The 26,912-nt window shown below is 68.0% G+C and carries 22 protein-coding genes; 20 read left to right on the top strand and 2 right to left on the bottom strand.

What is annotated here, in order from left to right; all coding sequences use genetic code 11:
- From ASD47_RS20735 to ASD47_RS20675, 13 genes are all read left to right on the top strand, one after another.
- A partial coding sequence (locus ASD47_RS20735) for an MFS transporter (protein WP_156402356.1) occupies positions 1-523 on the top strand: 523 nt, incomplete at its 5' end.
- Positions 513-1,592, top strand: coding sequence for an alpha/beta hydrolase (locus tag ASD47_RS20730; protein WP_156402355.1), 1,080 nt, complete (start codon positions 513-515; stop codon positions 1,590-1,592). The genes ASD47_RS20735 and ASD47_RS20730, both read left to right, overlap by 11 nt.
- 36 nt (positions 1,593-1,628) lie before the next feature.
- Positions 1,629-2,039, top strand: a complete 411-nt coding sequence (locus ASD47_RS20725) for a cyclophilin-like fold protein (RefSeq protein ID WP_056760665.1) — start codon at positions 1,629-1,631, stop codon at positions 2,037-2,039.
- 129 nt (positions 2,040-2,168) lie between these two features.
- Entirely contained in the window at positions 2,169-2,582 is a 414-nt protein-coding gene (locus ASD47_RS20720) for a cupin domain-containing protein (RefSeq protein WP_056760663.1), read from the top strand.
- Positions 2,583-2,617: 35 nt separating this feature from the next.
- Positions 2,618-3,481 (top strand): aldo/keto reductase, encoded by an 864-nt coding sequence (locus ASD47_RS20715; protein ID WP_056760660.1) that lies wholly within the window; start codon positions 2,618-2,620, stop codon positions 3,479-3,481.
- Positions 3,482-3,636: 155 nt separating this feature from the next.
- Positions 3,637-4,515 (top strand): aldo/keto reductase, encoded by an 879-nt coding sequence (locus ASD47_RS20710; protein ID WP_056760670.1) that lies wholly within the window; start codon positions 3,637-3,639, stop codon positions 4,513-4,515.
- On the top strand, positions 4,512-5,195 hold the full coding sequence (locus ASD47_RS20705; protein ID WP_056760656.1) for a dihydrofolate reductase family protein: 684 nt from the start codon (positions 4,512-4,514) through the stop codon (positions 5,193-5,195). The genes ASD47_RS20710 and ASD47_RS20705 overlap by 4 nt, the downstream gene beginning before the upstream one ends.
- Positions 5,196-5,465: 270 nt before the next feature.
- The gene (gene paoA, locus ASD47_RS20700; RefSeq protein WP_056760653.1) at positions 5,466-6,107 is read left to right on the top strand and encodes an aldehyde dehydrogenase iron-sulfur subunit PaoA; all 642 of its coding nucleotides are present in this window, start codon (positions 5,466-5,468) and stop codon (positions 6,105-6,107) included.
- On the top strand, positions 6,104-7,054 hold the full coding sequence (locus ASD47_RS20695) for a xanthine dehydrogenase family protein subunit M (RefSeq protein WP_056760650.1): 951 nt from the start codon (positions 6,104-6,106) through the stop codon (positions 7,052-7,054). The genes paoA and ASD47_RS20695 overlap by 4 nt, the downstream gene beginning before the upstream one ends.
- 3 nt (positions 7,055-7,057) lie before the next feature.
- Entirely contained in the window at positions 7,058-9,274 is a 2,217-nt protein-coding gene (gene paoC / locus ASD47_RS20690; protein WP_056760647.1) for an aldehyde oxidoreductase molybdenum-binding subunit PaoC, read from the top strand.
- Positions 9,275-9,309: 35 nt separating this feature from the next.
- Positions 9,310-9,927 carry a cysteine hydrolase family protein gene (locus ASD47_RS20685; protein WP_056760644.1) on the top strand — a complete coding sequence of 206 codons (618 nt, stop codon included), beginning with the start codon at positions 9,310-9,312 and terminating at the stop codon, positions 9,925-9,927.
- Positions 9,924-12,134 (top strand): aldehyde oxidoreductase molybdenum-binding subunit PaoC, encoded by a 2,211-nt coding sequence (gene paoC, locus ASD47_RS20680; protein ID WP_056760641.1) that lies wholly within the window; start codon positions 9,924-9,926, stop codon positions 12,132-12,134. Before ASD47_RS20685 ends, paoC (ASD47_RS20680) begins: the two co-directional genes overlap by 4 nt.
- Positions 12,135-12,615: 481 nt before the next feature.
- Positions 12,616-15,585 (top strand): alpha-L-rhamnosidase, encoded by a 2,970-nt coding sequence (locus ASD47_RS20675; protein WP_235526036.1) that lies wholly within the window; start codon positions 12,616-12,618, stop codon positions 15,583-15,585.
- Positions 15,586-15,706: 121 nt separating this feature from the next.
- On the opposite strand, the gene ASD47_RS20670 is transcribed toward ASD47_RS20675, so the two are convergent.
- Entirely contained in the window at positions 15,707-16,783 is a 1,077-nt protein-coding gene (locus ASD47_RS20670; protein ID WP_056760638.1) for a glycoside hydrolase family 43 protein, read from the bottom strand.
- A gap of 347 nt (positions 16,784-17,130) precedes the next feature.
- On the opposite strand from ASD47_RS20670, the gene ASD47_RS20665 reads away from it, so the two are divergent.
- The 7 genes from ASD47_RS20665 to ASD47_RS20635 all read left to right on the top strand — a co-directional run bounded on the left by ASD47_RS20665 (position 17,131) and on the right by ASD47_RS20635 (position 26,302).
- A complete protein-coding gene (locus ASD47_RS20665) occupies positions 17,131-18,765 on the top strand; it encodes a family 43 glycosylhydrolase (RefSeq protein ID WP_056760635.1) in 1,635 nt (544 codons plus the stop codon).
- A gap of 388 nt (positions 18,766-19,153) precedes the next feature.
- Positions 19,154-19,525 carry a hypothetical protein gene (locus ASD47_RS20660; RefSeq protein ID WP_056760631.1) on the top strand — a complete coding sequence of 124 codons (372 nt, stop codon included), beginning with the start codon at positions 19,154-19,156 and terminating at the stop codon, positions 19,523-19,525.
- Between the two features lie 135 nt (positions 19,526-19,660).
- The gene (locus tag ASD47_RS20655) at positions 19,661-19,921 is read left to right on the top strand and encodes a hypothetical protein (protein ID WP_056760629.1); all 261 of its coding nucleotides are present in this window, start codon (positions 19,661-19,663) and stop codon (positions 19,919-19,921) included.
- 116 nt (positions 19,922-20,037) lie between these two features.
- Positions 20,038-21,264, top strand: coding sequence for a TolC family protein (locus ASD47_RS20650; RefSeq protein WP_056760626.1), 1,227 nt, complete (start codon positions 20,038-20,040; stop codon positions 21,262-21,264).
- A complete protein-coding gene (locus ASD47_RS20645) occupies positions 21,261-22,757 on the top strand; it encodes an efflux RND transporter periplasmic adaptor subunit (protein ID WP_082564733.1) in 1,497 nt (498 codons plus the stop codon). The genes ASD47_RS20650 and ASD47_RS20645 overlap by 4 nt, the downstream gene beginning before the upstream one ends.
- Positions 22,754-25,900 (top strand): efflux RND transporter permease subunit, encoded by a 3,147-nt coding sequence (locus tag ASD47_RS20640; RefSeq protein WP_056760621.1) that lies wholly within the window; start codon positions 22,754-22,756, stop codon positions 25,898-25,900. The genes ASD47_RS20645 and ASD47_RS20640 overlap by 4 nt, the downstream gene beginning before the upstream one ends.
- Positions 25,901-25,912: 12 nt before the next feature.
- Positions 25,913-26,302: a copper-binding protein gene (locus ASD47_RS20635; RefSeq protein ID WP_056760618.1), complete on the top strand. Its 390-nt coding sequence runs from the start codon at positions 25,913-25,915 to the stop codon at positions 26,300-26,302.
- Between the two features lie 228 nt (positions 26,303-26,530).
- Here the strand turns inward: ASD47_RS20635 and ASD47_RS20630 are convergent.
- Positions 26,531-26,912 (bottom strand): LysR substrate-binding domain-containing protein (locus ASD47_RS20630; protein ID WP_235526013.1); only part of this gene is annotated, 382 nt, incomplete at its 5' end.

Genomic DNA, 26,912 nt, shown 5'->3' with positions numbered 1-26,912 from the left:
CCAGTTCTCGCTGTTCACCTATCTGCGGCCGTTCCTCGAACAGGTCGTCCACCTGAACGCCTCGGCCCTGTCGTTCGTCCTGCTGGCGATGGGCGTGGCGGGCCTTGTCGGCACGGCGCTGATCGGCCGTGTGATCGGCAAGAGCCTGCGCCGGGTCCTGATCGCCGCCCCGCTGCTGATGGCGGCCACGGCCCTGGCCCTGCTCGTCGCCGGCGCCTCGGCCCTCGCCGCCGCGATCCTGCTGATGGCCTGGGGTCTGGTGGGCACCGCCCTGCCGGTCGCCTGGTGGACCTGGCTGGCCCGCACCCTGCCCGACGACACCGACGCCGGCGGCGGTCTGATGGTGGCGGTGATCCAGCTGGCCATCACCCTGGGCGCGGCCGGCGGCGGCCTGCTGTTCGACGCCGGCGGCTATCGCGCCACCTTCGCGGCCAGCGCCGCCTTGCTGGTCGCCGCCGCCCTCGCCGGGGCGTTCAGCGCGCCCCGATCACCCCCGACGCAACGAGACGCCCATGCGACCTGACGAGACGAAATACGACCGCCGCACCCTGCTGCAACTCACCGGAGCCAGCCTCGCCGTCCTCGGCGCGGCGTCCCTGCCCTCTAGCGCGAAAGCCAAGCCCATGCCCACAGGCGCCGACAATTTCTACAAGAGCGACCGCGTGACCGTGGCCAAGGTCACCTTCAAGACCCAGTACCAGACGACGGTTGCGGCCAACCTCTTCCTGCCCAAGGACCTTGACCAGGGCGCCAAGATCGCCGCGATCGTGGTCGGACACCCGATGGGGGCGGTCAAGGAGCAGAGCGCCAACCTCTACGCCACCAAGATGGCCGAACAGGGCTTCGTCGCCATGTCCCTGGACCTGCCGTTCTGGGGCGAGAGCGAGGGCTCGCCCCGCAACGCGGTCTCGCCGGACTTCTACGCCGAAGCCTTCAGCGCCGCCGTCGACTTCCTGGGCACGCGCCCGTTTGTCGACCGCGAGCGCATCGGCGCGATCGGGGTCTGCGGCAGCGGCAGCTTCGTGATCAGCGCCGCCAAGATCGATCCTCGCATGAAGGCGATCGCAACGGTCAGCATGTACGACATGGGCGCGGCCAACCGCGACGCGCTGAACCATTCCCTGACCATCGTCCAGCGCAAGGCGATCATCGCCGCGGCGGCCCAGCAGCGCTACGCCGAGTTCGAAGGCGGCGAGACCGCCTACACCGGCGGCACGACCCACAGCCTGACGGCCGACACCGATCCGATCCAGCGCGAGTTCTACGACTTCTACCGCACGCCCCGCGGCGCGTTCACGCCGGTCGGCGGCTCGCCCGAGACCACCACGCACCCGACGCTGACCAGCAACGTCAAGTTCATGAACTTCTATCCGTTCAACGACATCGAGACGATCTCGCCGCGTCCGATGTTGTTCATCAGCGGCGACCAGGCCCACTCCAGGGAGTTCAGCGCCGAAGCCTACCGCCGCGCCGCCGAGCCGAAGGAACTGGTCTGGGTCCCGGGGGCCGGCCACGTCGATCTCTACGACCGGGTGGACCTGATCCCGTTCGACAAGCTGACCGGCTTCTTCAAGCAGCATCTCGCGGCGTAACGGCCCGCTCAGCGTTAGACATCAAGGAGACCCCTCATGCGTCGCTCGTTGTTGATCGCCGCCGGCGTCACCCTTCTCTCCACGGGACACGCCATGGCTCAAGACCACATCCTGATCACCTCCCAGTGGGGCGCCGTCACGGCCGAGCTGGCCGACAATCCCGCCGCCCGCGCGCTCGCCCAAAGGCTGCCCTTGACGATTGAGATGAGCGACCACCTGCGCCAGGAGAAGACCGGCGCCCTGTCCGCGCCGCTCCCGCGGGCCACCCGGGGGGTCGACTTCGCGGCGGGCACGCTGGGCCTCTGGGGACCGGATCACTTCGTGATCTACTATCGCAACGGCCGCGTTCCGCAGCCCGGCATTGTCGTCCTCGGCAAGGTGACTGGCGATGTATCGATCTTCGACCGGCCAGGGTCTGTCTCGGTTCAGTTGCGCCGGGCCGACTAGGGGGTCTTGCCAGCCATGGCCCTAGCCTTCCGCAGTCGCCGCATCGCCCTTGGCGCGTTCATCGTGATGCTGTCCGCGCCCGCGGCCTGGCCTCTACCCGCTCAATCCCCGCCAAGATTGGAGACCGACATGCAGCTCTTTCGTAACGGCTCGCGGCCCTCGCAAGCGGGCCCCGCCGACTGGTTCACCGGCTCGGTGCGGATCGATCCGCTCTATACGGCCGAGGCGCCTGCGCGGGTCGGCGCGGCCCAGGTGACCTTTGAGCCCAGTGCGCGAACGGCCTGGCACACCCATCCACTTGGCCAGATTCTGGTGGTGACTTCCGGCGTCGGCTGGACGCAGTGCGAAGGCGAGTCGGTCGTCGAGATCCGCGCCGGCGACGTGATCTGGTGTCCGCCCGGTCACCGCCACTGGCACGGCGCCACGCCCACCACCGCCATGACCCACATCGCCATCCAGGAAGCGCTGAACGGCTCGCCGGTCACTTGGATGGAGAAGGTTTCGGACGAGCAGTACGCGGCCGGGCCGACCGCGCAGCAATGAGGCTCACCTACCGAGAAATCCGTAGAGGTGAAGAGATGATTTTGACCGAAACCTACACGCTCTCCAACGGAGTCCGCATTCCCAAGCTCGGGCTGGGCACCTGGCGGATCGATGACGGCAAGGCCGCGGACGCTGTCCGCCAGGCTGTGAAGATCGGCTACCGCCATGTCGATACGGCTCAGGCCTATGGTAACGAGCACGGCGTCGGCGAAGGCCTGCGCACCAGCGGCGTCCCGCGTGAGGACCTGTTCGTCACGACGAAGATCGATGCGGCGGTCAAGACCTACGCCGGGGCCAAGGCCAGCATCGATGGATCGCTAAGGGCGCTGGGCTTGGACGTCATCGACCTGATGATCATCCATAGCCCTCAGCCGTGGACGGCCTTCCGACAGGGCGAGCACTTCTTCGAGGGCAATCTCGAGGTCTGGCGCGCGCTTGAGGAGGCCCATGCCGCCGGCAGGCTCCGCGCGATCGGCGTCTCGAACTTCGAGCGGGTCGATCTGGAGAACATCCTGGACAAGGGGAGCGTGAAGCCCGCGGTCAACCAGGTCCTCGGGCACGTGGGCAATACACCCTTCGACCTTATCGCCTACTGCAACGAACAGGATGTGCTGGTGGAGGCCTACTCGCCGGTTGCGCATGGCGCGATGCTCGACGACCCGACCGTCGGCTCAATGGCCAAGCGGTACGGGGTCTCCGTACCCCAGCTTTGCATTCGCTATTGTCTGCAGCTTGGACTGCTGCCGCTGCCGAAGACGACGAACCCTGACCACATGCGCGCGAACGCCTCGGTCGATTTTGAGATCGCCGACGTGGACATGGACCAGCTGAAGGGAGCCGAACGCTTTAGGAATTACGGCGACGCGAGCATTTTTCCGGTGTTCGGCGGCAAGCTGTAGATCACCCCCTCCATGGCGTCCGCACCTTCATCGCGCCGCCTATTGGGCCGCAGGTCGACCTCGACGATGCGCTCGGAGGCGACCCGCGCGATGAACGCTCGCGAGGCTGCAAAAGTTATGGGCCGGCCCTGACCGGCGCAATGATCGGAGTTCTGATGAGCCAGCTCGACGCAAGCCTTTCTGGCCAATTCGCAATTGGCGGCGATCTTACCGTCAACCGCCTCGGCTTCGGCGCGATGCGGTTGACCGGTCCCAACATCTGGGGCGAACCCGAAGACCGGGAGGAGGCGCAGCGCGTTTTGCGCCGCCTGCCCGACGTCGGAATCGATCTCATCGACACCGCCGACAGCTACGGACCATTCGTCAGCGAACAGCTGATCGGCGACACGCTGGCGCCGTATCGCGCCCTGACGGTCGCGACCAAGGGCGGGCTGGTGCGCTTCCCGAACAATCCCAACCCTTGGCCGCAGGTCGGCAACCCCGATTACCTGCGCTCCTGCGTCCATCTCAGCCTACGCCGGCTCAAGGTCGAGCGCCTGGATCTGTGGCAACTGCACCGTATCGATCCCAAGGTCCCGCGGGAGGAACAGTTCGGCGCGATCCGGTCCTTCCTCGATGAGGGCTTGATCCGACACGCTGGCCTGAGCCAGGTGTCGGTCGAAGAGATCAAAGCGGCCCGGAAGATCTTCCCGGTCGCGACGGTCCAGAACCGCTACAACCTCGCCGACCGCGCTGACGAGGACGTGCTCGACTATTGCGAGGCCAACGGCATCGGCTTCATCCCCTGGTTCCCGCTCGCCGCCGGTGAACTCGCCAAGCCAGGCGGTCTGGTCGACCGCCTGGCGAAGGAGAAAGGCGCAACGCCGGGTCAGATCGCGCTGGCGTGGCTGCTCAAGCGCAGCCCCGTCATCCTTCCGATTCCCGGCACAGGTCGTGTGGCCCATCTGGAAGAAAATGTCGCGGCGGCCGCGCTGGACCTTACCGACGAGGAATCCGCCACGCTGAACGAGGCCGCTCCCGGAGCGGCGCAATGAAGCCGCGCCTCATCTGCCATATGGCCAGCAGCCTCGATGGGCGCATTCTACCGGACCGCTGGGCGCCGAAGGGCGCTCACAGCACCGACCTGTATAACCAGCTCCACGAAAATCTGGGCGGCGGCTCCTGGCTCGTGGGGCGAGTGACCGGCCAGGAGTTTGCGAGGGGCGATCGTTATCCCGACAGTGAGGTCGAGCTACCTCGCTCGGCGTGGTTGCCCGCGAAAGCAAAGGCCTATGCGATCGTTCTCGACGCACACGGGAAGATCGTCTGGGGCCGCGCCGACGTCGGCGGCGACCCACTCGTCGTGGTGCTGACCGAGCAGGTCAGCGACGCCCACCTGGCCGGGTTGCGCGCGGACGGCATAGGCTATGTGTTCGCCGGCGAGCGGGAGATCGACCTTGCCAGGACGCTGGAGGTTCTCAACCGCGAGCTTGGGATCCGGCGGCTGCTGCTGGAAGGCGGCGGCGCGATCAACGGATCGTTCCTGCGCGCGGGGCTGGTCGATGAGCTCAGCATTCTGCTGGAGCCGGCGATCGACGGACGCGCAGGCGCACCCGGCCTGTTCGATGGCGACGAGACGGCGCCCGCCGTGGAGCTCGCGGATATCGCGCTTGTCGAGCATCGCCGGCTTGAGAATGGTGCGCTCTGGTTACGCTACAACGTAACCAACCCGTAGCGCGCTCCTTGTTGGGCGGGAGCTTCAGGCGACGGTGATCGCCGACACTCAGGACGCCCTGGCGCCGGTGGTGGGCGCCTCCAAGGCGCGCAGTCCGACTCGCGAGGAGCCGGCGCCGTCCGTACCTGAGCGCAGCTCATCATGGCGTTGAGCCAGATGAGCGGCACGTAATCACGCTCTTCGACGTTCCATTTTGGATGTGTTCATGCGGCCGCCTTGCTCAGAACAAGGCTCCTTCGCGCAGACCTTGCCAAAAGGAAGGAATAGTCGATGTCCGACCTTCCAGACCGCGCGCCATCGCGCCGCGATCTGCTCGCAGCAGGCGCGGCCTCCGCCGTGATCGTCGGTAGCCCGGCGGCCGGTGCGCCGGCCGCGCAAGCCGTGCGGCCTTCTCCTCCGCCGCAGATGCCGGTCGCTTTCAAGGTCAACGGCAAACCGCAACACCTGACGCTCGACACCAGAACGACGCTGCTCGACGCTCTGCGCGAGCACCTCCACCTGACCGGCACGAAGAAGGGCTGCGATCACGGGCAGTGCGGGGCTTGCACGGTTATCGTCGACGGCAGGCGGATCAACGCCTGCCTCAGCCTCGCGGTCCAGCATGAAGGCGACGAGATCACCACGATCGAGGGGCTCGGCACGCCTGAGAAGCTGCACCCGATGCAGGCCGCTTTCGTAAAACACGACGGCTACCAGTGCGGCTATTGTACTCCCGGCCAGATTTGCTCGGCCGTTGCCGTGCTGGATGAAATCAAGCGCGGCGTCCCGAGCCACGTCCAAGGCGATCTCATGGCCAGGCCCCGGGCCACCAACATGGAGATGCGCGAGCGGATGAGCGGCAATATCTGCCGCTGCGGCGCCTATTCCAACATCGCCGAGGCCATGGCCGAGGTTGCGGAGGATCGGGCATGAAGGCCTTCACCTACGAGCGCGCAAAAGATCCGGTCGAGGCCGCCCGGATCGTCGCCAGCCGGCCCGGCGCGCGCTTCCTGGCTGGCGGCACCAATCTGCTCGACTTGATGAAGATCGAGGTGGAGACGCCCACTCACCTCGTCGACGTGCAGGATCTGGCGCTCGACAAGATCGAAGGGACCCAGGATGGCGGTCTTCGGATCGGCGCGCTGGTCAGCAACACCGATCTCGCCGCCGACGAACGGGTGCGGCGGGACTATGGAGTTCTGACGCGTTCGATCGTTGCGGGAGCCTCGGGCCAGTTGCGCAACAAGGCGTCTACCGCCGGCAATCTGCTCCAGCGGACGCGCTGCCCATATTTCTACGACACCAACATGCCCTGCAACAAGCGAACGCCCGGCTCGGGCTGCGCGGCGATCGGCGGCGCTTCACGTCAGCTTGGCGTGATCGGCGTATCCGACAAGTGCATTGCAACCTTCCCCGGCGATATGGCGGTGGCGTTGCGCGTACTCGACGCAACCGTCGAGACGGTGGACGGGCAAGGCCAACGCCGTTCCATCGCGATCGCCGATTTCCACCGCTTGTGGGGCGATCACCCGGAGCAGGATACCGTGCTGGCGCCGGGCGAGCTTGTCACGTCAGTAACGCTTCCGCCTCCGCTGGGCGGAAAGCATTTCTACGAGAAGGTGCGTGACCGCGCCTCTTACGCCTTCGCGCTGGTGTCGGTCGCCGCCGTCATCCGGCCCGATGGCGCTGGACGCGTGGCGTTTGGCGGGGTCGCGCCCAGGCCCTGGCGGGTGGAAGCGGCCGAGGCGCTGCTGCCGCAAGGCGCCGCGGCCGTCACGGCGCGCGCGTTCCAAGGGGCGACGCCAACCAAGGACAACGCCTTCAAGTTGCCGCTCGCCACCCGTGCGCTCGCCTCGATCCTCTCCGACGCGAAGGCCTAACCCATGAAGTTCGAGACCCCCGCCTCGGCCAATCCGATCGACCGGATGAAGGTCGTCGGCCGCGCGCACACTCGCATCGACGGCCCGCTCAAGACCGCTGGCGCCGCGCCGTATGCCTACGAGCATCACGAAGTCGCAAATCCCGCCTATGGCTACATCGTTGGCGCGGCTGTCGGCAAAGGAACGATCCGCTCGATGAACCTAGCGGAAGCGAAAGCTTCACCGGGCGTGCTGGCGATCGTCACCGCCCGCGAGGCGGGCAAACTCGGCAAGGGCAAATACAATACGGTCAAGCTACTCGGCGGGCCGCAGGTCGATCACTATCATCAAGCCATCGCGATCGTGGTGGCCGAGACGTTCGAGCAGGCGCGCGCGGCCGCCAGTCTGGTGCGTGTCGACTATGCCCGCGCCAAGGGCCGCTTCGATCTCGATGAGGCGTTGAAAACGGCCCCGCTTACCGGCGGAACTAGCGGCGAGGGCAGCGCAGCGCCTCCGGTGGACCGCGTCGGCAGTTTCGAGCAGGCATTCGCCGCGGCGCCTGTAAAGCTCGACGCAGAGTACACGACCCCCGACCAGAGCCACGCCATGATGGAGCCGTTTGCGTCCATCGCCGCCTGGAATGGCGACAACCTGACGGTATGGACTTCGAACCAGATGGTCGACTGGAGTCGTACGGATCTGGCCACGACGCTCGGCATTCCCAAGGAAAAGATCCGCCTTATCTCGCCCTATGTGGGCGGCGGCTTCGGCGGCAAGCTCTTCCTGCGAGCTGACGCGGTGATGGCCGCCTTGGGCGCAAGGGCGGCAGGACGCCCGGTCAAGGTTGCGATGCCGCGCCCCTTCGTGCCCAACAACACCACCCATCGCCCGGCGACTCGTCAGCGCATCCGGATCGGGGCTCTGCGGGACGGCGCCATCACCGCCATCGCGCATGAGAGCGGCTCGGGTGATCAGCCCCATGGCAGTCCCGAAACGGCGGTCAACCAGACCAAGCTGCTCTATGCCGGCGCCAACCGCCTGATCTCGATGCGCCTGGCGGTCCTCGACCTGCCGGAAGGCAACGCCATGCGCGCGCCCGGAGAGGCGCCGGGCCTGATGGCGCTCGAGATCGCGATCGACGAAATGGCCGAGAAGCTGGGAATGGACCCGGTCGCCTTCCGCGTGAAGAACGACACACAGGTCGACCCCGAGAAGCCTGCGCGCCGGTTCTCCGAGCGCCAGCTGGTGCGCTGCCTGAACGAAGGCGCAGAGCGGTTTGGCTGGTCCAAACGCAGCGCTACGCCAGGCCAGGTTCGCGACGGCAAGTGGCTGGTGGGCATGGGGGTCGCCGCAGCGTTCCGCAACCATATCAACATGGCGTCCGGCGCGCGGGCGCGGCTCGGTCGCGACGGCGTCGTCACGGTCGAAACCGACATGACCGACATCGGCACCGGCAGCTATACGATCATCGCGCAGACCGCTGGCGAGATGATGGGCGTTCCGGCCGAGTCCGTTGTCGTCAAACTGGGCGACTCCGCCTTCCCCGTCTCCGCCGGATCGGGCGGTCAGTTTGGCGCCGCCAACGCCACGGCGGGCGTCTACGCCGCCTGCGTCAAGCTCCGCGAGGCGATCACGCAGCGCCTGGGCTTCAGCTCGGCCGACGCGATCTTTGAGAAAGGCCGCGTCATCAGCGGCAAGCGCGCTGCCGACCTCAAACAGGCCGCGGCCGCCGGGGACCTAGTCGGTGAGGACAAGATCGAATTCGGCGACCTTGAAAAGGCATGGCAGATTTCCACTTTCGGCGCGCATTTCGTGGAGGTGGGCGTCGACGCCTATACCGGCGTGACCCGCGTCCGGCGGATGCTGGCGGTCTGTGCGGCCGGGCGCATCATCAATCCCACCTCGGCGCGGAGCCAAGTGATCGGCGCGATGACCATGGGCGTCGGCGGCGCGCTGATGGAAGAGCTTGCCGTCGACAAGCGCTTTGGTCTGTTCATCAACCACGATCTCGCCAGCTATGAGGTGCCCGTGCACGCGGACATCCCCCATCAGGAAGTCGTTTTCCTCGATGAGGCCGACGACAAGGCCAATCCGATGAAGGCCAAGGGCGTGGGCGAACTGGGCCTGTGCGGCGTCGGCGCGGCCGTTGCGAACGCTGTCTACAACGCCACGGGCGTGCGTGTCCGCGACTACCCGATCACGCTGGACAAGCATCTCGAACGGCTGCCGGCGATCGTCTGATTTGGGTGAACGTCACTTCGGCCCGAGGAGGACACATGGACCCGAAGACCACCGCGCTTCTGCTGATCGAATATCAGAACGACTTCGTGAGCGAGGGCGGCGCGCAGCACGCCGCGGTCGCCGACGTAATGGCGCAGACGGACATGCTCGCCAACAGCCGGGCGGTGACCCAGGGCGCGCGAGTCGCAGGGGCGACCGTGCTGCATGCCCCGATCGGCTTCGCCGAAGGCTATCCCGAGGTCCCTTCCGAGCCCTACGGAATTCTTGCCGCGATCGTGGGGGCCCAGGCTTTCCGGAAAGGAAGCTGGGGGGCCGAAATTGCTCCCGAGATGGTGCCGGCCGTGGGCGATATCGTGGTCGAGGGCAAGCGCGGGCTCGACTGCTTCGCCAGCACCAATCTCGACTTTATCCTGCGGCAGCGGGGTGTGACCGACCTCGCCATTGCCGGCTTCCTCACCAACTGCTGCGTCGAGTCGACGATGCGCTCCGCCTATGAACGCGGGTTCCGCGTCGTCACGCTGACCGACTGCACCGCGACTTTGAGCATGGCCGAGCAGGAAGCGGCCGTCACCAAGAACTTCCCGATGTTCTCACGCCCGCTCGTTCATCGGCAGCTGCTGGAAGAGCTTGGCGCCCCGGCGGCTGTGTCATGAGGTTCGACGCGCCCGCGGGCGAGAGTCTGGTCGATCGCCAGGCCGTGGTGGGGCGGCCGCATCCACGGATCGAGGGGCCGCTCAAAGTCACCGGCACGGCGCCCTATGCCGCCGAACACGACGATCTCGGCGACGACCTTGCCTATGCCTACGTCTTGGGCGCAGCCATTGCGAAAGGTCGAATATCCCGGATCGACACCGCCGAGGCCGAGCGTGCGCCGGGCGTGCTCGCCGTCGTAACCCACAAGACGACCGGGCCCCTCGGCGTTGGCAAGTTCTACGTCCAGAAGATGATCGCAGCGCCCGATGTGGAACATTACCATCAGCCCGTCGCGGTGGTGGTCGCCGAGAGCTTCGAGCAGGCGCGCGCCGCAGCGGGCCTGATTTCGGTCGATTACGACCGGACGGGCGGTTCGTTCGACCTCGAAGCGGCCAAGGGCGTCGCGCGGATCCCTGTCGAGGAAGAGTTCGGCGGCCCGACCGAGACGAGAGTCGGCGACTTTTCCGCGGCCTTCGCCGCCGCGCCGGTGAAGATCGACCAGACCTATGTCACGCCCGACCAGGCGCACGCGATGATGGAGCCGCATGCCTCCATCGCTCGCTGGGATGGCGATCGGCTGTTCTGCTGGACGTCGATCCAGCAGATGAATTGGGGTTTGCGCGATCTTGGCCTCATCCTGGGTGTTCCCAAAGAAAACATCCGCCTCTCCTCGCCCTATGTGGGCGGCGGCTTCGGCGGCAAGGGTACGGTGCAGATCGATCTGGCGCTTGCCGCCGTGGCGGCGCGGGCGGCGCGGCGGCCGGTCAAGCTGGTGCTTCAGCGGCCGATCATGTTCAACGCCACCATCCATCGGCCACGGACCCTTCAGCGCATCCGGCTCGGCGCTCAGGCGGACGGCCGGCTGACAGCGATCGGGCACGATAGCTGGTCGGGCAATCTTGCCGGCGGCCGCACCGAGCCGACCACGCTGCCTACCGCTTTGCTTTACCGCGGCGAGAACCGGCGACTTCGGCGCTATCTCGCCGTGCTCGACCTCACTGAGGGTCAGGCCATGCGCGCACCGGGCGAGGCCCCGGGGCTGATGGCCTTCGAAATCGCGATGGACGAGCTTGCCGAGAAGGTCGGCCTCGATCCCGTCGAGCTGAGAATCCGCAACGATACTCAGGTCGATCCGGCCAGGCCCGACCGGCCCTTCTCCTCGCGGCCGTTCGTCGAATGCCTGCGCGTCGGCGCAGAGGCGTTCGCCTGGACCGACCGGCCGACGTCGCCGGCGACGCGGCAGGATGGCCGCTGGCTTGTCGGCTACGGAATGGCGAGCGCGATCCGAGGCGCGCCGATCAACAAGGCGGGCGCGCGCGTACGTCTCCAGCACGACGGCGTCCTCACCGTCGAAACCGACATGACCGACATTGGCACCGGCAGCTATACCATCGTCGCACAGACCGCGGCCGAGATGATGGGGACGCCTCTCGACCAAGTGAAGGTCCGGCTCGCCGATTCCAACTTTCCGGAGACGCCGGGCTCCGGTGGCCAGGCCGGCGCGGCCTCGGTGACGGCGGGGGTCTATGCCGCTTGCCACAAGCTGCGCGAAGCAGTCGCGCGGGAGCTGGGTTTCAACACGCCCGACCTGGTGTTCGCCGACGGCGAGGTTCGCTCCTCGGGCCGTTCGGCCAAGCTGGGGGACGCCGCGCGCAACGGCGATCTCGTGGTCGAGGACAGCATGGCGTATGGCGATCTCAAGGATCGTTACGCCCAACAGACCTTCGGCGCGCATTTCGCTGAGGTCGGCGTCGACCGCTACACCGGCGTCATCCGTGTGCGCCGGATGCTGGCGGTCTGTGCGGCAGGGCGCATTCTCAATCCCGTCACCGCTCGCAGCCAAGTCATCGGCGGCATGACGATGGGGATCGGCGCGGCGTTGATGGAGGAGATGGTGCTCGACAAGCGCTTCGGACTGTTCATCAACCACGACCTTGCTGGCTACGAAGTGCCCGTCCACGCGGACATACCGCATCTTGATGTCATGTTCGTCGACGAGGTCGACGCCACCATGTCGCCAGTCAAGGCCAAGGGTGTCGGCGAACTTGGCCTGACGGGGGTGGCGCCGGCCATCGCCAACGCCGTCTACAACGCGACCGGCGTGCGCGTGCGCGACTATCCGCTGACCCTCGACAAGCACATCCATCGGCTTCCGGCTATCGCATAGCCCGCCCGCCCCGGCTCCCGTGAATGGACCGACGTGACCACTTTCGACGCCACCTTCGATGTTTGAAGTTCGACGTCCGATCGACAGGGCCTCTTCGATGACCCAATCGGCCGGGCAATTTTTTGGAAGATTGGGACCGCAAGGGACCTGGGCGATTGGGCCTCAATGCGCCGCCGTCGTCCAAGGGGTTGTCGAACCTGGAGATGAGTTCGGCGATTGCACGGCAAGGTTCGCGCGAAACCAAACGCATTGCGGATCGATCGATGAGCCGCGTCGTCGACGCCCCACGAGCGATAGGTAATATATATCCGACAAAACCGCCGTGCTCCGACGACCGAGTCGCACGGCGCCATTGTGGGGGATGATGTTGAAGCTGAACCGTCGTTCCATCCTGCTGGCGGGCTCTCTGTCCGGCGCTCTTGGACAAGCCTCGACGGCCGCGCCGCGCGCCGCGTTGCAAGCGGTCGGTCTCAGGACGGCCATGCGGTCCGACCCGCTGGGAATCGACGATCCGCGCCCTGGCCTGTCCTGGCGGCTGACCGGGCCGGCGGGGACCGTTCAGTCGGCCTATCAGGTCGTCGTCGCCTCGACCTTGGCGAAGGTTCGGGCCAACATCGCCGATCTCTGGGACAGCGGGCGGACGCCGGGCGCGGCGTGCACCGGCGTCGCCTATGGCGGCTCGGCGCTCTCATCGCGCCAGAAATGCTTCTGGCGCGTGCGGGTTTGGGACGGCGCCGGCGAGGTTTCGGACTGGAGCGCCCCGGCGTCGTGGGAGATGGGCCTGCTGGAGGAGGCCGACTGGACGGGCGACTGGCTGGCGGTCGAGAGCCAGGTCGAGCGGGACGATCGCGAGGCGGGCGTGCGGTGGGTGAGCGGAACGACGGCTTCGCGCTCCCAGCCTTGCACCTTCCGCCTGGCCTTCCGATCGGGCGGCGGCGAAGGCCTGCTGACGATCATCGCGGACGGCAAACTTTCGAAACTGGCCCTCGACGGCGCTCCCATCGCCCTGCCCGCGCGTGGTCCCAACGGCTATGGCGATCCGCCGGCCATCGCTTTTCCCCTGGCCGTGGCGCCGGGCGCCCACGTCCTGACGGCCGAGGTGGTGACCAAGGCCGGCCCCTCGGGCTCCGGGACCGCATCGATCGCCGCCCAGCTCCGGGTCCCCGCGCCCGACGCCGGCGTCATGCGGATCGTCGATGGCTGGGAGATGCGTGCGGGGGATCAGGCGCCGTGGGCGCCGGCGTCGATGCTCGAGTCTCAACCGCACTTCCCCTGGCCGCCGACGCCGGCCCGCCTGCTGCGACGCGCCTTCCACCTGTCCGGAAAGCCGCAGGGCGCGCGCCTCTACGTGTCCGCGCTGGGAGGTTATCGGCTGTGGATCAACGGCGAACGGGTTGGCGACGACGAACTCCAATCGGAAGGTTCCGAGTACCGTCGCCATGTGCCCTACCGCACCTATGACGTGACCGCCCTGCTGCGCGAAGGCGACAATACCGTCGGCGCCCTGGTCGGCGACGGCTTCTACGCCAGCTACCAGGCGCCGGACGGACGCTACGCCTATGGTCCGGCCCCGCGGCGCCTCCGCCTCTTCATCGAAAGCCGCGACGCGGCGGGCAGGATCGAGCGGGTCGCCACCGACAAGGACTGGCGCCACGCCTCCTCGCCGATCCTGATGTCCGAGATCTATGCGGGTGAGGACCAGGACCTTCGCCTATGGCCGCCGCGCTGGGCCGAGCCGAACTTCGACGACGGCGATTGGTCCAAGGCCTGGACCGCGCCCGCGCCGGCGGCCAGGCCTTGCGCTCCGCTGGCTGAACCGATCCGCGAGGTCCGGGTGCTCAAACCCGCATCGATCCGCCGCGCTGGGCCGCGCCGGCACATCGTCGATTTCGGTCAGAACTTCGCCGGGCGCGTCCGCCTGAAGATCAAGGGCGCCCGCGGCGATCACGTGACCGTCCGCCATGCCGAGATCCTGGCCGCCGACGGCGAGCTGGACCGGCGCAATCTGCGGGTCGCCCGGGCCGAGGACCGCTACGTGCTCGGCGGCGGCGGCGTCGAAACCCTGCAGCCCGTCTTCACCTATCAGGGCTTCCGCTACGCCGAGGTCGAAGGGCCGGCCGCGCTGACGCTCGACGGGGTCGAAGGCGTCGTCCTGTCGAGCAACTTGCCCGAGATCGGCGTGTTTCGCGTCGGCGAGCCGACGATCCAGAAGCTGTGGCTCGACTCGCTGTGGAGCCAGCGCTCCAACTTCATGGGCGTTCCCACCGACTGTCCCCAGCGCGACGAGCGGCTCGGCTGGACCGGCGACGCCCAGGTCTTCTGGGAGACGGCCGCCTTCAACATGGATGTCGGCGGCTTCACCCGGTCGTTCACGCGGACCCTTCGCGACGACCAGGCAGCCAACGGCGCCTATCCCATGTGGTCTCCCTCGCCGCGCGGGCTGGGGTGGAACACGACGACCGCGACGCCAGGCTGGGCCGACGCCGGGGTGATGCTGCCCTATGTGGGCTATCTGCATACCGGCGATCGGGCGGTGGTCGACGACAACTGGTCGGCGATGAACGCCTATCTCACTGGGATACTCGCCGAGAATCCCGACGGCGTCTGGCGATCCGGACGCGGCGCCGATCTCGGCGACTGGCTGGCGCTCGACGCCAAGCAGCCGGGGGACGAGACCACGCCCAAGGACCTGATCGCGACGGCCATGCTGGCCCGGTCCGTGGATCAACTCGCCCAGATGGCCGTGTGGACCGGCCGATCCTCCGACGCCGAGCGGTGGCGCAGGCAAGGCCAGGAAACGCGCGCGGCCTTCGCCAGGACCTATGTCCAGGCTGACGGGACCGTCGGCAATGGCAGTCACACCGGCTATATCCTGGCCCTGCGCCTGGGGCTGTTGCCGTCGGACCTGCGCAAGCCCGCCGGAGCGAAACTGGCCGCGGATATCCAGCGGCGCGGCGGCCTGATCTCGACCGGATTCCTGGGCACCCCGCTGGCCCTGGACGCCCTGGCCGACGTCGGCCAGACGCGCTTGGCGTTCGACCTGCTGCTGCGCACCGACTACCCCTCGTGGGGCTATATGGTTCGGCGCGGCGCGACGACGACCTGGGAACGCTGGAACAGCGACACCGGCGACGTGTCAATGAACTCCTTCAACCACTACGCCCTGGGCGCGGTCTGCGCTTTCCTCTATCGACGGGTGGCGGGTATCGAGCCGACGGAGCCAGGCTTCAGCCAGTTTCGGGTCGCACCCCTGGTCGACCGCAGGATCGGGTCCGCCGGCGCGACGCTGGACTGCGTCCGCGGCCGAATCGAAACCAGTTGGCGGATCGTGGGCGACCGCGTGAGCCTGACGCTGCAGGTGCCGGCCAACAGCCGCGCGACGGTGTCGATGCCGGGGCTCAGCCGCGAGGTAGGCGCGGGCCACCACCAGTTCGAAGCTCCCTGCCCCTGAAGCCGCTACGCCATTGCGGCCTTAGCTCGCGCCAAGACGTGGAGGGCTGCAATCTGGTGCTGCTTCCTAGCGAGGTCAGGCGTCGGCTGACATCGGGCGGCGCGGCGCAAGGTCGAAGACCTTATCGGGGCCGCGCCAGCGGGCGGGCCGCGACGCCCTCCCTGGTCATCACCACGGGCTTGATCCGACCTTTGGAGTCGAAAACCAGTCGATCGAGCGCCAACTGCCGATGATTGCCGTCCGACGTGTCCAGCGGACGCCGGTGATAGGCGATGACCCAGTCGTCAGTGCCGGGAATGTTCACGACCGAGTTGTGTCCAGCGCCTCGCGCGACCGTGGCGTCCTGTTCCAGGATCAGCCCCTCGCGCCGGAACGGTCCCAAGGGGGATGCGCCGATGGCGTAGGCCACGCGATACTCCGCTGTCGTCCAATCGCCTTCGGACCACATCAGGTAGTAGAGCCCCTTCCGCTTCAGCATGAACGGACCTTCGACATAGCCTTGGGGCGTGATCTCCTTGAAGGTCTCGCCATCGTCGAACGGGATCACCCGCGTCAGGTCGTCGGACAGCCTCACGACGTTGCAGTGGCCCCAGCCGCCGTAGAACATGTAGGTCCGCCCGTCGTCGTCGGTGAACACCATCTGGTCGATCGGCTGGGCGCCGTTGTGGATCGCGCCGATCAGCGGTTTGCCCAGGAGATCGCGGAAGGGTCCGTCCGGACGGTCGGAGACGGCCACGCCGATCCCGCCCGTCTGCCTGTCGGACTTGATGTCGTTGGCCCCGAAGAAGAGGTAGTAGCGTCCGTTGCGCTCGATCGCGGATGGGGCCCATACCGCATAGGCGGCCCAAGCGACGCTCTCGACCGACATCACCCGCTCGTGCCTTGTCCAGTGGACGAGGTCTGGCGAGGAGAAGGCGTCGATGAAGGTGTGCCTCAGGAACGGGGCCCAGATCGCGGGGTTGGCTCTTTCAGCCACCTGCCGAGGCGTGAAGCTGGGCTGGGGATCGCTCGGGTCCATCGGCGCCGAATAGGTGGGATAGATCCAATATTGGCCGTCGAAAACGCGGATCTCCGGATCGGCGTACCAACCCCCGACGATGGGGTTGTCGGCGGCCGCCGGACTCGCGGCCAGGAGAACCAGCGTCAGGAGAAGGTCGCGCACAATGGGCAGGCCTGGCCGGGCGGCGCTTCGATCCATGGTCGCGCAGGTCCTTCGATCTATCGAAAACGGGCGGTGACCCCATCGCAGATATCATGCGCTCTGGGCGAGCGATAAGCGGCTGAAAATCCCAGTCGGACCAAGGTTGGCCGTTTCACGAGCGAACACGGCTTCCAGTCCTTCCCGGCCTCCAACGGTGGCGACCTACACTCTCCCGGCGGACCGCGACGTCTTTTCCGAGGTCATCCAGGGCCAATCACGGACCCTGACGCGCCGCCAGGAAGGCGACGTTCAGCTCGACAGGCTGGACCGCCGGCCGCCGCTGGACCACATCCGACGGCCTCTCTATAGGCACGATAGCGCTATCAATCTGGACCCTCCCGCTCATGGCCCTGCCTCGTCGTCATCTGTTCAAGGGCCTGCTGGCCGGCGCGGCCTTGCCGGCGATCGCCGACGCTGCGCCTCTCAGGGCGCAGACAGCGAAAGCCTCCGAGCCCGCCTGGGGCGCCGGGGCGGACGGCCAGCGCAAGGCCGACCTGGGCAACGGGACCTTCCACAACCCGATCCTTTCCGGCGATCACCCCGACCCGACCATCCTGAAGGACGGCGGGACCTACTACATGACGTTTTCGTCGTTCTTCTCGTACCCCGGCCTGGTTATTTGGAAATCGACGGACCTGGTGAACTGGACGCCGGTCGGGCCGGCGCTGAGGAAGCCGCTAGGGGTGATCTGGGCGGTCGACCTGGTCAAGCACGACAGCCGCTACTTCATCTACATCCCGGCCGATCCGACTGGCCAGGGATGGTCGATCTACGCCATCTGGGCCGACCATATCGAAGGACCGTGGAGCGATCCGGTCGACCTGAAGATCTCGGGCTGCATCGATCCCGGCCATGTCGTCGGCGAGGACGGCAAGCGCTATCTGTTCGTCAATGGCGTGCGCAGGATCCGCCTGACCGACGACGGCCTGGCGACCGACGGCGTCCTGGAAAAAGCCTACGAGCCCTGGCGCTATCCCGACGACTGGGTGGTCGAGAACTTCGCGCCGGAAGGGCCCAAGCTGCTGCGGCGGGGCGATTGGTTCTACCTGATCACCGCCGTCGGCGGCACGGCGGGGCCGGCCACCGGCCACATGGTCATCGCCGCCCGCTCGCGCTCGATCCACGGCCCTTGGGAACACTGCCCGCACAACCCGCTGGTTCGCACCAGGAGCGCCGCCGAGCCCTGGTGGTCGCGCGGCCACGCCAGTCTGGTCGAGGGCCCGGCAGGAGACTGGTGGATGGTCTATCACGGCTACGAGAACGGCTACCGCACCCTGGGCCGCCAGACCCTGCTGGAGCCGATCGAATGGACGGCCGACGGCTGGTTCCGGGCCCTGGGCGGCGACCTTTCAAAACCCCTGCCCAAGCCCCGGGGCGGCAAGGCTGGTCCGTCCGCGCCGGGCCTGTCGGACGACTTCTCGCAGGATCGTTTCGGCGTGCAGTGGAGCTTCCACGACCCCAAGCCCGAAGATGCCGGCCGCGCCGTCATCGACCGGGGGAGCTTGCGCCTGAAGGGCCGCGGGACCTCGCCGGCCGATTCTTCGCCGCTGACCTGCCTGGTCGGCGACCGCTCATACGAGGCCGAGATCAGCCTTGAGCTGACCGGCGAGGCCGAGGCGGGGATCCTGCTGTTCTACAATCACAAGGCCTTCGTGGGCCTGGGCTTCACGCCCACGGCTCTGAAGATCTTCGAATATTCCGAGGAGCTGCCCTGGGCGCGGATCCCCCACGACGCGCGCAAGCTGCGCCTGCGGGTTAGCAATATCGAGAATGTCGTCACCTTCCACTACTCGTACGACGACGGCCGCACCTGGATCCGTCACGGCACGCGGATGGAGGTCTCGGGCCTGCACCACAACGTGTTCGGCGGGTTCCTGTCCTTGCGGATCGGCCTCTATGCCGCCGGGACAGGCGAGGCGCGGCTGCGTGACTTCCGCTACCGCGCCAACCCGCCGGTGGCGGTCGAGAGCCGGGCGTAGGCGCTCCGAGGTGACGCCGGATGGCCTCTCCGAGGCCTCAGGGGATGACGCATTAGAGTAGGCGTTACCTCGTACGCCAGCCGGCTCCAGGCGGTATCGATCTTCTGCATGATCACCCAGAAGCTCCCGGCTCTGGAAGTGGAAGGTCACCACCCTGTCCGGTCGGCCGAAACGTCCGCAAATCCGACGAAGGCGCCATTTGCAGACTCTCGGATCCCTCCAGGAACCGGACATTCAGAGGGGTGCAACCGATGACGGCCCCTCGTGGGGGAGATGTACAGGGAGGCCCGCAGCGGATCCAGTTCCACAGCGAGCGTAGAGGTAGAGGGCGGGAGGAGATGCCTCTAGGGATCGACAAGCTGGACCTACGGATCTAAGTTTCACCGCGATGCGGCACCTGTTTGCCTTCCTGGCCGTCCTGGCCTTGCTGATCAGCCCGGTGACCGCCGCGGCTGCGCAGGTCGAGTGCGCCAAGGCTGGCCCCGAGGCCATCGCTGGCACGGCCATGCCGATGGCCCAGTCCACGGACGGCGCCAAGGCGAGCCACGATCCTTGCTGCGACGAGAACCAGAAGTCGCCGCACGACGGCAAGTCCTGCGCCCAGATCTGCGCCGCCCTGTGTGCGACGATCGCCGCGCTCCCCACTTCGGAAATCCAGCTCCCGGCCATCGCGCCCATGCGCCTGGTGGCGGCCCTGGCCGATCCGCTGCGCACCCGCGCGCCGCCGCGCGACGAACGACCACCCAAACTGATCGCCTGATCCTGGCCCGCGTCTGACGCGGGTCCATCCCGCGCCGTGTCGCCGGGGTCGCGCATTCGCGCGCCTGCCTGTCGTCACGTCCGGGATCCGAGCGCCGCCTTCGCGCGGCCTCCTAACCCTTCAGGACGTATCAGAATGCAAATCTCCAAGACCATCGCCGCCGCCTTCGCCGCCGCTGCTCTCTCCGCGATCGCGGGTTCGCCCGCCCTGGCCTCGCCGTCGACCGACGCCGGGATCACCTACCGCGCCTCCCCCCCGTCATCGAACCCGCATGACGTCTTCCGCCGCAACATCAAGGTCGATGAGGCGGCGGCCAAGACCGCCATGGCGATGAAGGACTGCGACTGCCCGATGATGAAGGGCTCCGCCGCGTCCAAGCCGGGCCACGGCGGCTAACGCGCTCATCGTCCGCGCCCCATGGCGCGGACGATGGAAGCCTGGCGGGGCCCCTCCCCGCCAGGCCTTCGCCTCCAGCCGCCCAAATTCCACAGTCCATCGTGATCGGATCCCCGATGCGTATCGCCATCACCCTGGCCGCGGCGTTGCTGGCCAGCGCCGCCCAGGCTGGGCCTCTGACCTACGGCCAGGCCCTCGACACCGCCGCCGCCAACGCCCCGGCGCTGCGAGCCGCCGCCCTGCAGGTCGAGGCCGCCAAGGCCTCGGCCAAAGCCGCCGGCGCCTTGCCCGACCCGAAGCTGGCCTTGGGTCTGGACAACTTCCCCGTCTCCGGACCGCCGGCCGGCCGGTTCGGCGCCGACGAGATGACCATGGGCCGGGTCGGCTACAGCCAGGACGTGCCCAGCGCCGCCAAGCGTCAGGCGCGGATCGGACGGGCCCAGGCCGACATCGTCGCGGCCGGGGCCGAAGGCGCCGTCGAGGCCCGGCAGGTCCGGGTCGCCGCCGCCCTGGCCTGGATCGAACTGCTCTACGCCCAGCGCAAGCTCGCCGCCCTCGACGGCGTGATCGCCCAGCTTGACCCGCTGTGGACCGCCGCGCCGTCCGGTGTCGCCTCTGGGCGCTCGCGGCCGGCCCAGGCGCTCGAAGCCGCCCAGATGCGCGCCGCCCTTGAAGATCGCCGCAGCGAGGCGGTCTCGGAACTGGGACGGGCGCGCGCGGCCCTCACGCGCTGGACCGGCGATCCTGATCCGCAGGCGATCGGCCAGGCGCCCGATCTCGATCTGGAACCCGCGACCTTGAGGGCCGCGATCGACCGCAACCCCACCCTGCTGGCCCGCGACGCCGCCGCCCGCCAGGCCCAGGCCGACGTCGCCCTGGCCAAGGCCGACAAGCGCCCCGACTGGAGCTGGGAGGTGGCCTATCAGCGCCGCGACCCGATGTTCGGCGACATGGTCTCGGCCGGGGTCAGCGTCAGCCTGCCGCTGTGGGTCATGAGCCGCCAGGACCCGATGATCGCCGCGCGCGCCGCCAGCGCCAGCCGGGCCGACGCCCAGCGCGAGGACGCCCGTCGCGCCTTGGCCGCCCAGCTCGAAGCCGACCTGGCCGATCACGTCATGCACCACGAGCAATGGCTGCGGGCCCGCGACACGCTGCTGCCGCTGGCTAAGCAGCGCGCCGAGCTGGAGACCGCCGGCTACGGCGCCGGCACGGCCGCCCTGCCCGACGTGTTGGCCGCGTTCGCCGGCCTCTCCGATGCCCAGCTCACCACCCTCGACCGCGAGGCCGCCGTCGCCATCGACGCCGCCCGCCTGTCCCTGACCTATGGAAGCGACGACCAATGAGCGCCTCTCCACCGATGAAGCTTCTCCTGGCCGGCGCCGCGGCGCTGGTCGTTGTCGCCAGCGCTGGCGGCTACGGCCTGGCCCGGTTGACCGCCAAGCCGGCGATGTCCGGCGCGCCCGCCGACGGCCGCAAGGTGCTCTACTGGTACGACCCGATGGTCCCGGCCCAGCGCTTCGACAAGCCGGGCAAGTCGCCGTTCATGGACATGCAACTGGTCCCCAAATACGCCGGCGAGGCGGACACCACCGGCTCTTCGGCCGGGGTGCGCATCGATCCGGCCAGCGCCCAGAACCTCGGGGTGCGGACCGTCGAGGTCCGTCAGGGCGTCCTGACCAGCGGCCTGACCGCTACCGGCGTCGTCGAGTTCAACCAGCGCGACGTGGCCGTGGTCCAGGCGCGCGCCGGCGGCTTCGTCCAGAAGGTCTACGGCCGCGCGCCGGGCGACGTCATCGGGGCCGGCGCGCCCCTGGCTGATCTGTTGGTCCCCGAGTGGGGCGGCGCCCAGGCCGAATATCTCGCGGTCAGGAGAACCGGTGACGCCGCCTTGACCGCTGCCGCCCGCCAACGCCTGCGACTGCTCGGCATGCCCGAAGGCGTGATCGCCGCCGTCGATCGCGATGGCCGCGCCCGCACGACCATCACGGTCAGCGCGCCGCTGGGCGGGGTAATCACCAAGCTCGACGTCCGGGCCGGCATGACTGTGGCCATTGGCCAGGGCCTGGCGGAGATCAACGGCCTGTCGCGCGTCTGGATCACCGCGGCCGTGCCCGAGGCCCAGGCCGGCCAGCTACGCCAAGGCCAGAGCGTCGGCGTCGCTCTGGCCGCCTATCCCGGCGAGACCCTGCGCGGCGCGGTGCAGGCGATCCTGCCTCAGGCCCAGGGCGACAGCCGAACCCTGCAGGCCCGCATCGAGCTGGCCAATCCCGGCGGCAAGTTGCGCCCAGGCATGTTCGCCACCGTCAGCTTCGACAGCGACGCGCGACCGGCCCTGCTGCTGCCCTCCGAGGCAGTGATCCGCACCGGCCCGCGCGCGATCGTCATGTTGGCGGGCGAGAACGGCCGCTACCAGGCTGTCGAGGTCAAGATCGGCCGCGAGGCCGGCGGCCAGAGCGAGATCCTGGCGGGTCTGAAAGCAGGCCAGAAGGTCGTCGCCTCAGGCCAATTCCTGATCGACTCCGAAGCCAGCCTGGCGGGCCTTAACGTTCGCCCGCTGCCCGCGACAGGATCGGCGATGTCGGCCATGCCGGCCGCCGCCGCCAAGCCCGCCTTGGCCGAGGCCGCCGGCCGCGTCGAACAGGTGACCCAAGACAGCATCACGCTCTCCCATGGCCCGGTGCCGGCAATCGGCTGGCCCGCCATGACCATGGCCTTCCGCGCCGACCCGATGCTGCTCAAGGGCCTCAAGCCCGGCGACCAGGTCAGCTTCGCCTTCGACCAGCCGGCAGCCGGCCCGACCGTGCGCCGGATCGCCAAGACCGGAGCAAACCGATGATCGCCGCCCTGATCCGCTGGTCGGTCGCCAATCGCTTCTTCGTGCTGCTCGGGGCCCTGGCCCTGATCGTCGCCGGCGGTCTGGCTGTGCGCGACACCGCGATCGACGCCTTGCCCGACCTTTCCGACACCCAGGTGATCATCCGCACCAGCTATCCGGGCCAGGCCCCTCAGCTGGTCGAGAACCAGGTCACCTATCCGCTGGCCACCACCATGCTGTCGGTGCCCGGCGCCAAGACCGTGCGCGGCTACTCGTTCTTCGGCGATAGCTTCGTCTACGTGATCTTCGACGACAAAACCGACCTCTACTGGGCTCGGTCGCGGGTCCTGGAATATCTCAATCAGGTCCAGGCGCGGCTGCCCGAGAGCGCCCGGCCCGCGCTTGGTCCCGACGCCACCGGGGTCGGCTGGGTCTATGAGTACGCCCTGGTCGACAGGACCGGCGGCCATGACCTCAGCCAGCTTCGCAGCTTGCAGGACTGGTTCCTGCGCTATGAGCTGAAGACCCTGCCGGGCGTCGCCGAGGTCTCGGCGATCGGCGGCATGGTGCGCCAGTACCAGGTCGTGCTCGACCCGGTGAAACTGGCCGGATACGGCGTGACCCACCAGCAGGTCGTCGCGGCCCTCAAGGGCGCCAACGCCGAGACTGGCGGCTCGGTGCTGGAGCTGGGCGAGGCCGAATACATGGTCCGCGCCACCGGCTACCTGAAGACCCTGGAGGACTTCCAGGCCGTGCCCCTGAAAACCGCGGCCGGCGGCGTCCCGGTGCGGCTGGGCGACGTCGCCACCATCCAGATCGGCCCGGAGATGCGGCGCGGCATCGCTGAGCTTAACGGCCAGGGCGAGGTGGCCGGCGGGGTGGTGATCCTGCGTTCGGGCGAAAACGCCCGCACCACCATCGCGGCGGTGAAGACCAAGCTGGCCGAGCTGAAGAAGAGCCTGCCCGCCGGTGTCGAGGTGGTGACCACCTATGACCGATCGGGCCTGATCGACCGGGCCGTCCGTAACCTGACCGGCAAGCTCTTCGAGGAATTCCTGGTCGTCGCCCTGGTCTGCGCTCTCTTCCTGGGCCACCTGCGCTCGGCCCTGGTGGCGATCATCTCGCTGCCGCTCGGGGTCTTGGCCGCCTTCCTGGTGATGAAGAGCCAGGGCGTCGACGCCAACATCATGTCGCTGGGCGGCATCGCCATCGCCATCGGGGCCATGGTCGACGCGGCCGTGGTGATGATCGAGAACGCCCACAAGAAGCTGGAGCGATGGGCGCACGATCATCCCGGCAAGACCCTGGACGGCGACACGCGCTGGCGGGTGATCACCGAGGCTGCCGCCGAGGTCGGGCCGGCGCTGTTCTTCAGCCTGCTGATCATCACCCTGTCATTCATTCCGGTCTTCACGCTGCAGGCCCAGGAGGGCCGGCTGTTCCGGCCCCTGGCCTTCACCAAGACCTACGCCATGGCGGCGGCGGCCATCCTTTCGGTCACCCTGATCCCGGTGCTGATGGGCTACCTGATCCGCGGCAAGATCCCGGACGAAGCCTCCAACCCGATCAATCGCGTTCTGACCGCCGCCTATCGTCCGGGCCTGGACTGGGTGATGCGCAAGCCCCGGACCACCCTGGTCATCGCGGCCCTGGCCTTCGCCACCACGGCCTGGCCGTTGGCGCATCTGGGGGGAGAGTTCATGCCCAACATGGACGAGGGCGACCTGCTCTACATGCCCTCGGCCCTGCCGGGGCTGTCGGCGGCCAAGGCCGGCCAGTTGCTCCAGCAGACCGACCGGATGATCAAGACCGTGCCTGAGGTCGACAGCGTGTTCGGCAAGGCCGGCCGCGCCGAGAGCGCCACTGATCCGGCCCCGCTGGAGATGTTCGAGACCACGATCCGCTTCAAGCCGCGCGACCAGTGGCGGGCGGGCATGATGCCCGACAAGCTGGTCGCCGAGCTGGACGCGCGGGTGAAGGTCCCGGGCCTGACCAATGTCTGGGTGCCGCCGATCCGCAACCGCATCGACATGCTGGCCACCGGCATCAAGAGCCCGATCGGGGTCAAGGTCTCCGGCGCCAATCTCGCCGAACTGGACCGCATCGCCCGTGAGGTCGAGGGCGTCGCCAAGGGCGTGCCCGGCGTCAGCTCGGCCCTGGCCGAACGGCTGACCGGCGGGCGCTATGTAGACGTCACCATCGACCGGGCCGCCGCCGCCCGGTTCGACCTCAACATCGACGACATCCAGTCGATCGTCTCCGGGGCGATCGGCGGGGAAACCATCGGCCAGACGGCCGAGGGCCTGGCCCGCTATCCGATCAGCGTCCGCTATCCGCGCGAACTTCGCGACAGCCTTGAGGGCCTGCGGGCCCTGCCGGTGCTGACGCCGGGCGGCCAGCAGATCACCCTGGGCACGGTCGCCGACGTCCGCATCGCCGACGGGCCGCCGATGCTCAAGAGCGAGAACGGCCGTCCCACGACCTGGATCTATGTCGATGTGCGGGGCCGAGACCTGGCCTCTGTGGTCGGAGACCTGCGCCAAGCCGTCGATCAGCGCGTGAAGCTCTCCCCCGGCGTCAGCCTCTCCTACTCGGGCCAGTTCGAATATCTGCAGCGGGCCGCCGATCGGCTGAAGATCGTGGTGCCGGCCACCCTGCTGATCATCTTCGTGCTGCTCTACGTGATCTTCCGCCGCTTCGACGAGGCGGGGCTGATCATGGCCACCCTGCCCTTCGCCCTGACCGGCGGCATCTGGACACTCTATCTGGCGGGCTTCCACCAGTCGGTGGCCACCGGGGTGGGCTTCATCGCCCTGGCCGGGGTCTCGGCGGAGTTCGGGGTGGTGATGCTGATCTATCTCAAGCACGCCATGGAGGCCCTGCCGCCTGATCCCAATCCCAAGGAGGTCGAGACCGCCGTCCGCGAAGGCGCCCTGCTGCGCGTGCGGCCCAAGGCCATGACCGTGGCGGTGATTCTGGCCGGCCTGGCCCCCATCCTCTGGGGCCATGGCGCCGGCTCCGAAGTGATGAGCCGCATCGCCGCCCCGATGATCGGCGGCATGCTCACCGCGCCCCTGCTGTCGATGTTCGTCGTCCCGGCCGGCTACCTGCTGCTGCGCCGCCGACGGACCCGGACGTCCTTTTCTGCTTCCCCCTCAGCCTAAGGAGATTAGCTGATGAAGACCCTGTCCCTGACCCTCGCCGCCCTGCTGGCGACGACAAGCCTGGCCGCCTGCGGCCGCAAGACCGAGGTGCCCGCCGCTCCCGCCGCGCCGGCCTCAGCCGCCGCGCCCGCCCCGGCGGCGGGCGGCGACATGGCCGGCATGGACATGGCGCCCGCCGACAAGATGGCCAAGGGCGTCGGCGTCGTGACGGCGATCGACAAGGCGGCCGGCACGATCACCTTGGACCACGAAGCCATCCCCGAGGCCGGCTGGCCGGCCATGACCATGGGCTTCAAGATCGCGCCAGCCCTGCTGGACGGCGTCACGGTCGGCGACAAGGTGGTCTTCGACCTGAAGCTCCATGATGGATCGGGCGAGGTCACGGCGATCGCCAAGCAATAACGCGGCGCGGCGAGCCGCTCGATTCGCCGCTACAACTGCGACAATGCCCCGAGAACGACAGTCCATCTCCCGATGGGCTGTCGTGGCGAGGCCGCGCCAATCGCGGCCCTTGGTGCGCCTCCAGGAAGCTGACCTTCAACACCGCCGGTGAAGCGCTGATCCTGCTTCCGCAAAGGTGTTCGCCGGCAGCCAAGTACTCGTGTGTTGCCGCCCTCCCTTTGTATGGGGTCAAGCTCGCTTGCTCAGGACATCGCGCGGAAATCCGGCCGCGAGATGATCGATCAGGGCTCGAACGGCAGGGGAGAGACCACGGCGTGTCGTGAAGACCAGATGCACGATGCCCTGAAACCCTCGCCAGGCCGGCAGCACCCGCACCAGATGCCCGGCCTCCAAAGCCTCGAGACAGACGTGATCGGGCAAGATCGCTACGCCGAGGCCGTCGATCGCTGCGTCCCGTATGGTCGTCATGGCCTCGCAGCCCATGCGCGGCTGGACGCGGACGACATGGGCACGGCCATCATCTGATTCCAGATGCCACTCGAGATCGTCGGCCGAGTCGCTCGTCGCCAGCGCCGGCAGCGTGGCCAGTTGCTCGATGGTCGCCACTTGG

Origin of the sequence: Caulobacter sp. Root1472 (genome assembly GCF_001426985.1) — a bacterium.
GTDB lineage: Bacteria > Pseudomonadota > Alphaproteobacteria > Caulobacterales > Caulobacteraceae > Caulobacter > Caulobacter rhizosphaerae.
Note: the sequence above shows the minus strand (reverse complement) of the source record. Positions and strands in the feature narration are given on the sequence as shown.

What these genes read in the sequence shown, in the direction of transcription:
- ASD47_RS20730 (WP_156402355.1), top strand. Translation starts at nt 513, where the DNA reads ATGCGACCTGACGAGACGAAATACGACCGCCGCACCCTGCTGCAACTC.
- ASD47_RS20725 (WP_056760665.1), top strand. Translation starts at nt 1,629, where the DNA reads ATGCGTCGCTCGTTGTTGATCGCCGCCGGCGTCACCCTTCTCTCCACG.
- ASD47_RS20720 (WP_056760663.1), top strand. Translation starts at nt 2,169, where the DNA reads ATGCAGCTCTTTCGTAACGGCTCGCGGCCCTCGCAAGCGGGCCCCGCC.
- ASD47_RS20715 (WP_056760660.1), top strand. Translation starts at nt 2,618, where the DNA reads ATGATTTTGACCGAAACCTACACGCTCTCCAACGGAGTCCGCATTCCC.
- ASD47_RS20710 (WP_056760670.1), top strand. Translation starts at nt 3,637, where the DNA reads ATGAGCCAGCTCGACGCAAGCCTTTCTGGCCAATTCGCAATTGGCGGC.
- ASD47_RS20705 (WP_056760656.1), top strand. Translation starts at nt 4,512, where the DNA reads ATGAAGCCGCGCCTCATCTGCCATATGGCCAGCAGCCTCGATGGGCGC.
- paoA (WP_056760653.1), top strand. Translation starts at nt 5,466, where the DNA reads ATGTCCGACCTTCCAGACCGCGCGCCATCGCGCCGCGATCTGCTCGCA.
- ASD47_RS20695 (WP_056760650.1), top strand. Translation starts at nt 6,104, where the DNA reads ATGAAGGCCTTCACCTACGAGCGCGCAAAAGATCCGGTCGAGGCCGCC.
- paoC (WP_056760647.1), top strand. Translation starts at nt 7,058, where the DNA reads ATGAAGTTCGAGACCCCCGCCTCGGCCAATCCGATCGACCGGATGAAG.
- ASD47_RS20685 (WP_056760644.1), top strand. Translation starts at nt 9,310, where the DNA reads ATGGACCCGAAGACCACCGCGCTTCTGCTGATCGAATATCAGAACGAC.
- paoC (WP_056760641.1), top strand. Translation starts at nt 9,924, where the DNA reads ATGAGGTTCGACGCGCCCGCGGGCGAGAGTCTGGTCGATCGCCAGGCC.
- ASD47_RS20675 (WP_235526036.1), top strand. Translation starts at nt 12,616, where the DNA reads ATGCGGTCCGACCCGCTGGGAATCGACGATCCGCGCCCTGGCCTGTCC.
- ASD47_RS20670 (WP_056760638.1), bottom strand. Translation starts at nt 16,783, where the DNA reads ATGGATCGAAGCGCCGCCCGGCCAGGCCTGCCCATTGTGCGCGACCTT.
- ASD47_RS20665 (WP_056760635.1), top strand. Translation starts at nt 17,131, where the DNA reads ATGGCCCTGCCTCGTCGTCATCTGTTCAAGGGCCTGCTGGCCGGCGCG.
- ASD47_RS20660 (WP_056760631.1), top strand. Translation starts at nt 19,154, where the DNA reads ATGCGGCACCTGTTTGCCTTCCTGGCCGTCCTGGCCTTGCTGATCAGC.
- ASD47_RS20655 (WP_056760629.1), top strand. Translation starts at nt 19,661, where the DNA reads ATGCAAATCTCCAAGACCATCGCCGCCGCCTTCGCCGCCGCTGCTCTC.
- ASD47_RS20650 (WP_056760626.1), top strand. Translation starts at nt 20,038, where the DNA reads ATGCGTATCGCCATCACCCTGGCCGCGGCGTTGCTGGCCAGCGCCGCC.
- ASD47_RS20645 (WP_082564733.1), top strand. Translation starts at nt 21,261, where the DNA reads ATGAGCGCCTCTCCACCGATGAAGCTTCTCCTGGCCGGCGCCGCGGCG.
- ASD47_RS20640 (WP_056760621.1), top strand. Translation starts at nt 22,754, where the DNA reads ATGATCGCCGCCCTGATCCGCTGGTCGGTCGCCAATCGCTTCTTCGTG.
- ASD47_RS20635 (WP_056760618.1), top strand. Translation starts at nt 25,913, where the DNA reads ATGAAGACCCTGTCCCTGACCCTCGCCGCCCTGCTGGCGACGACAAGC.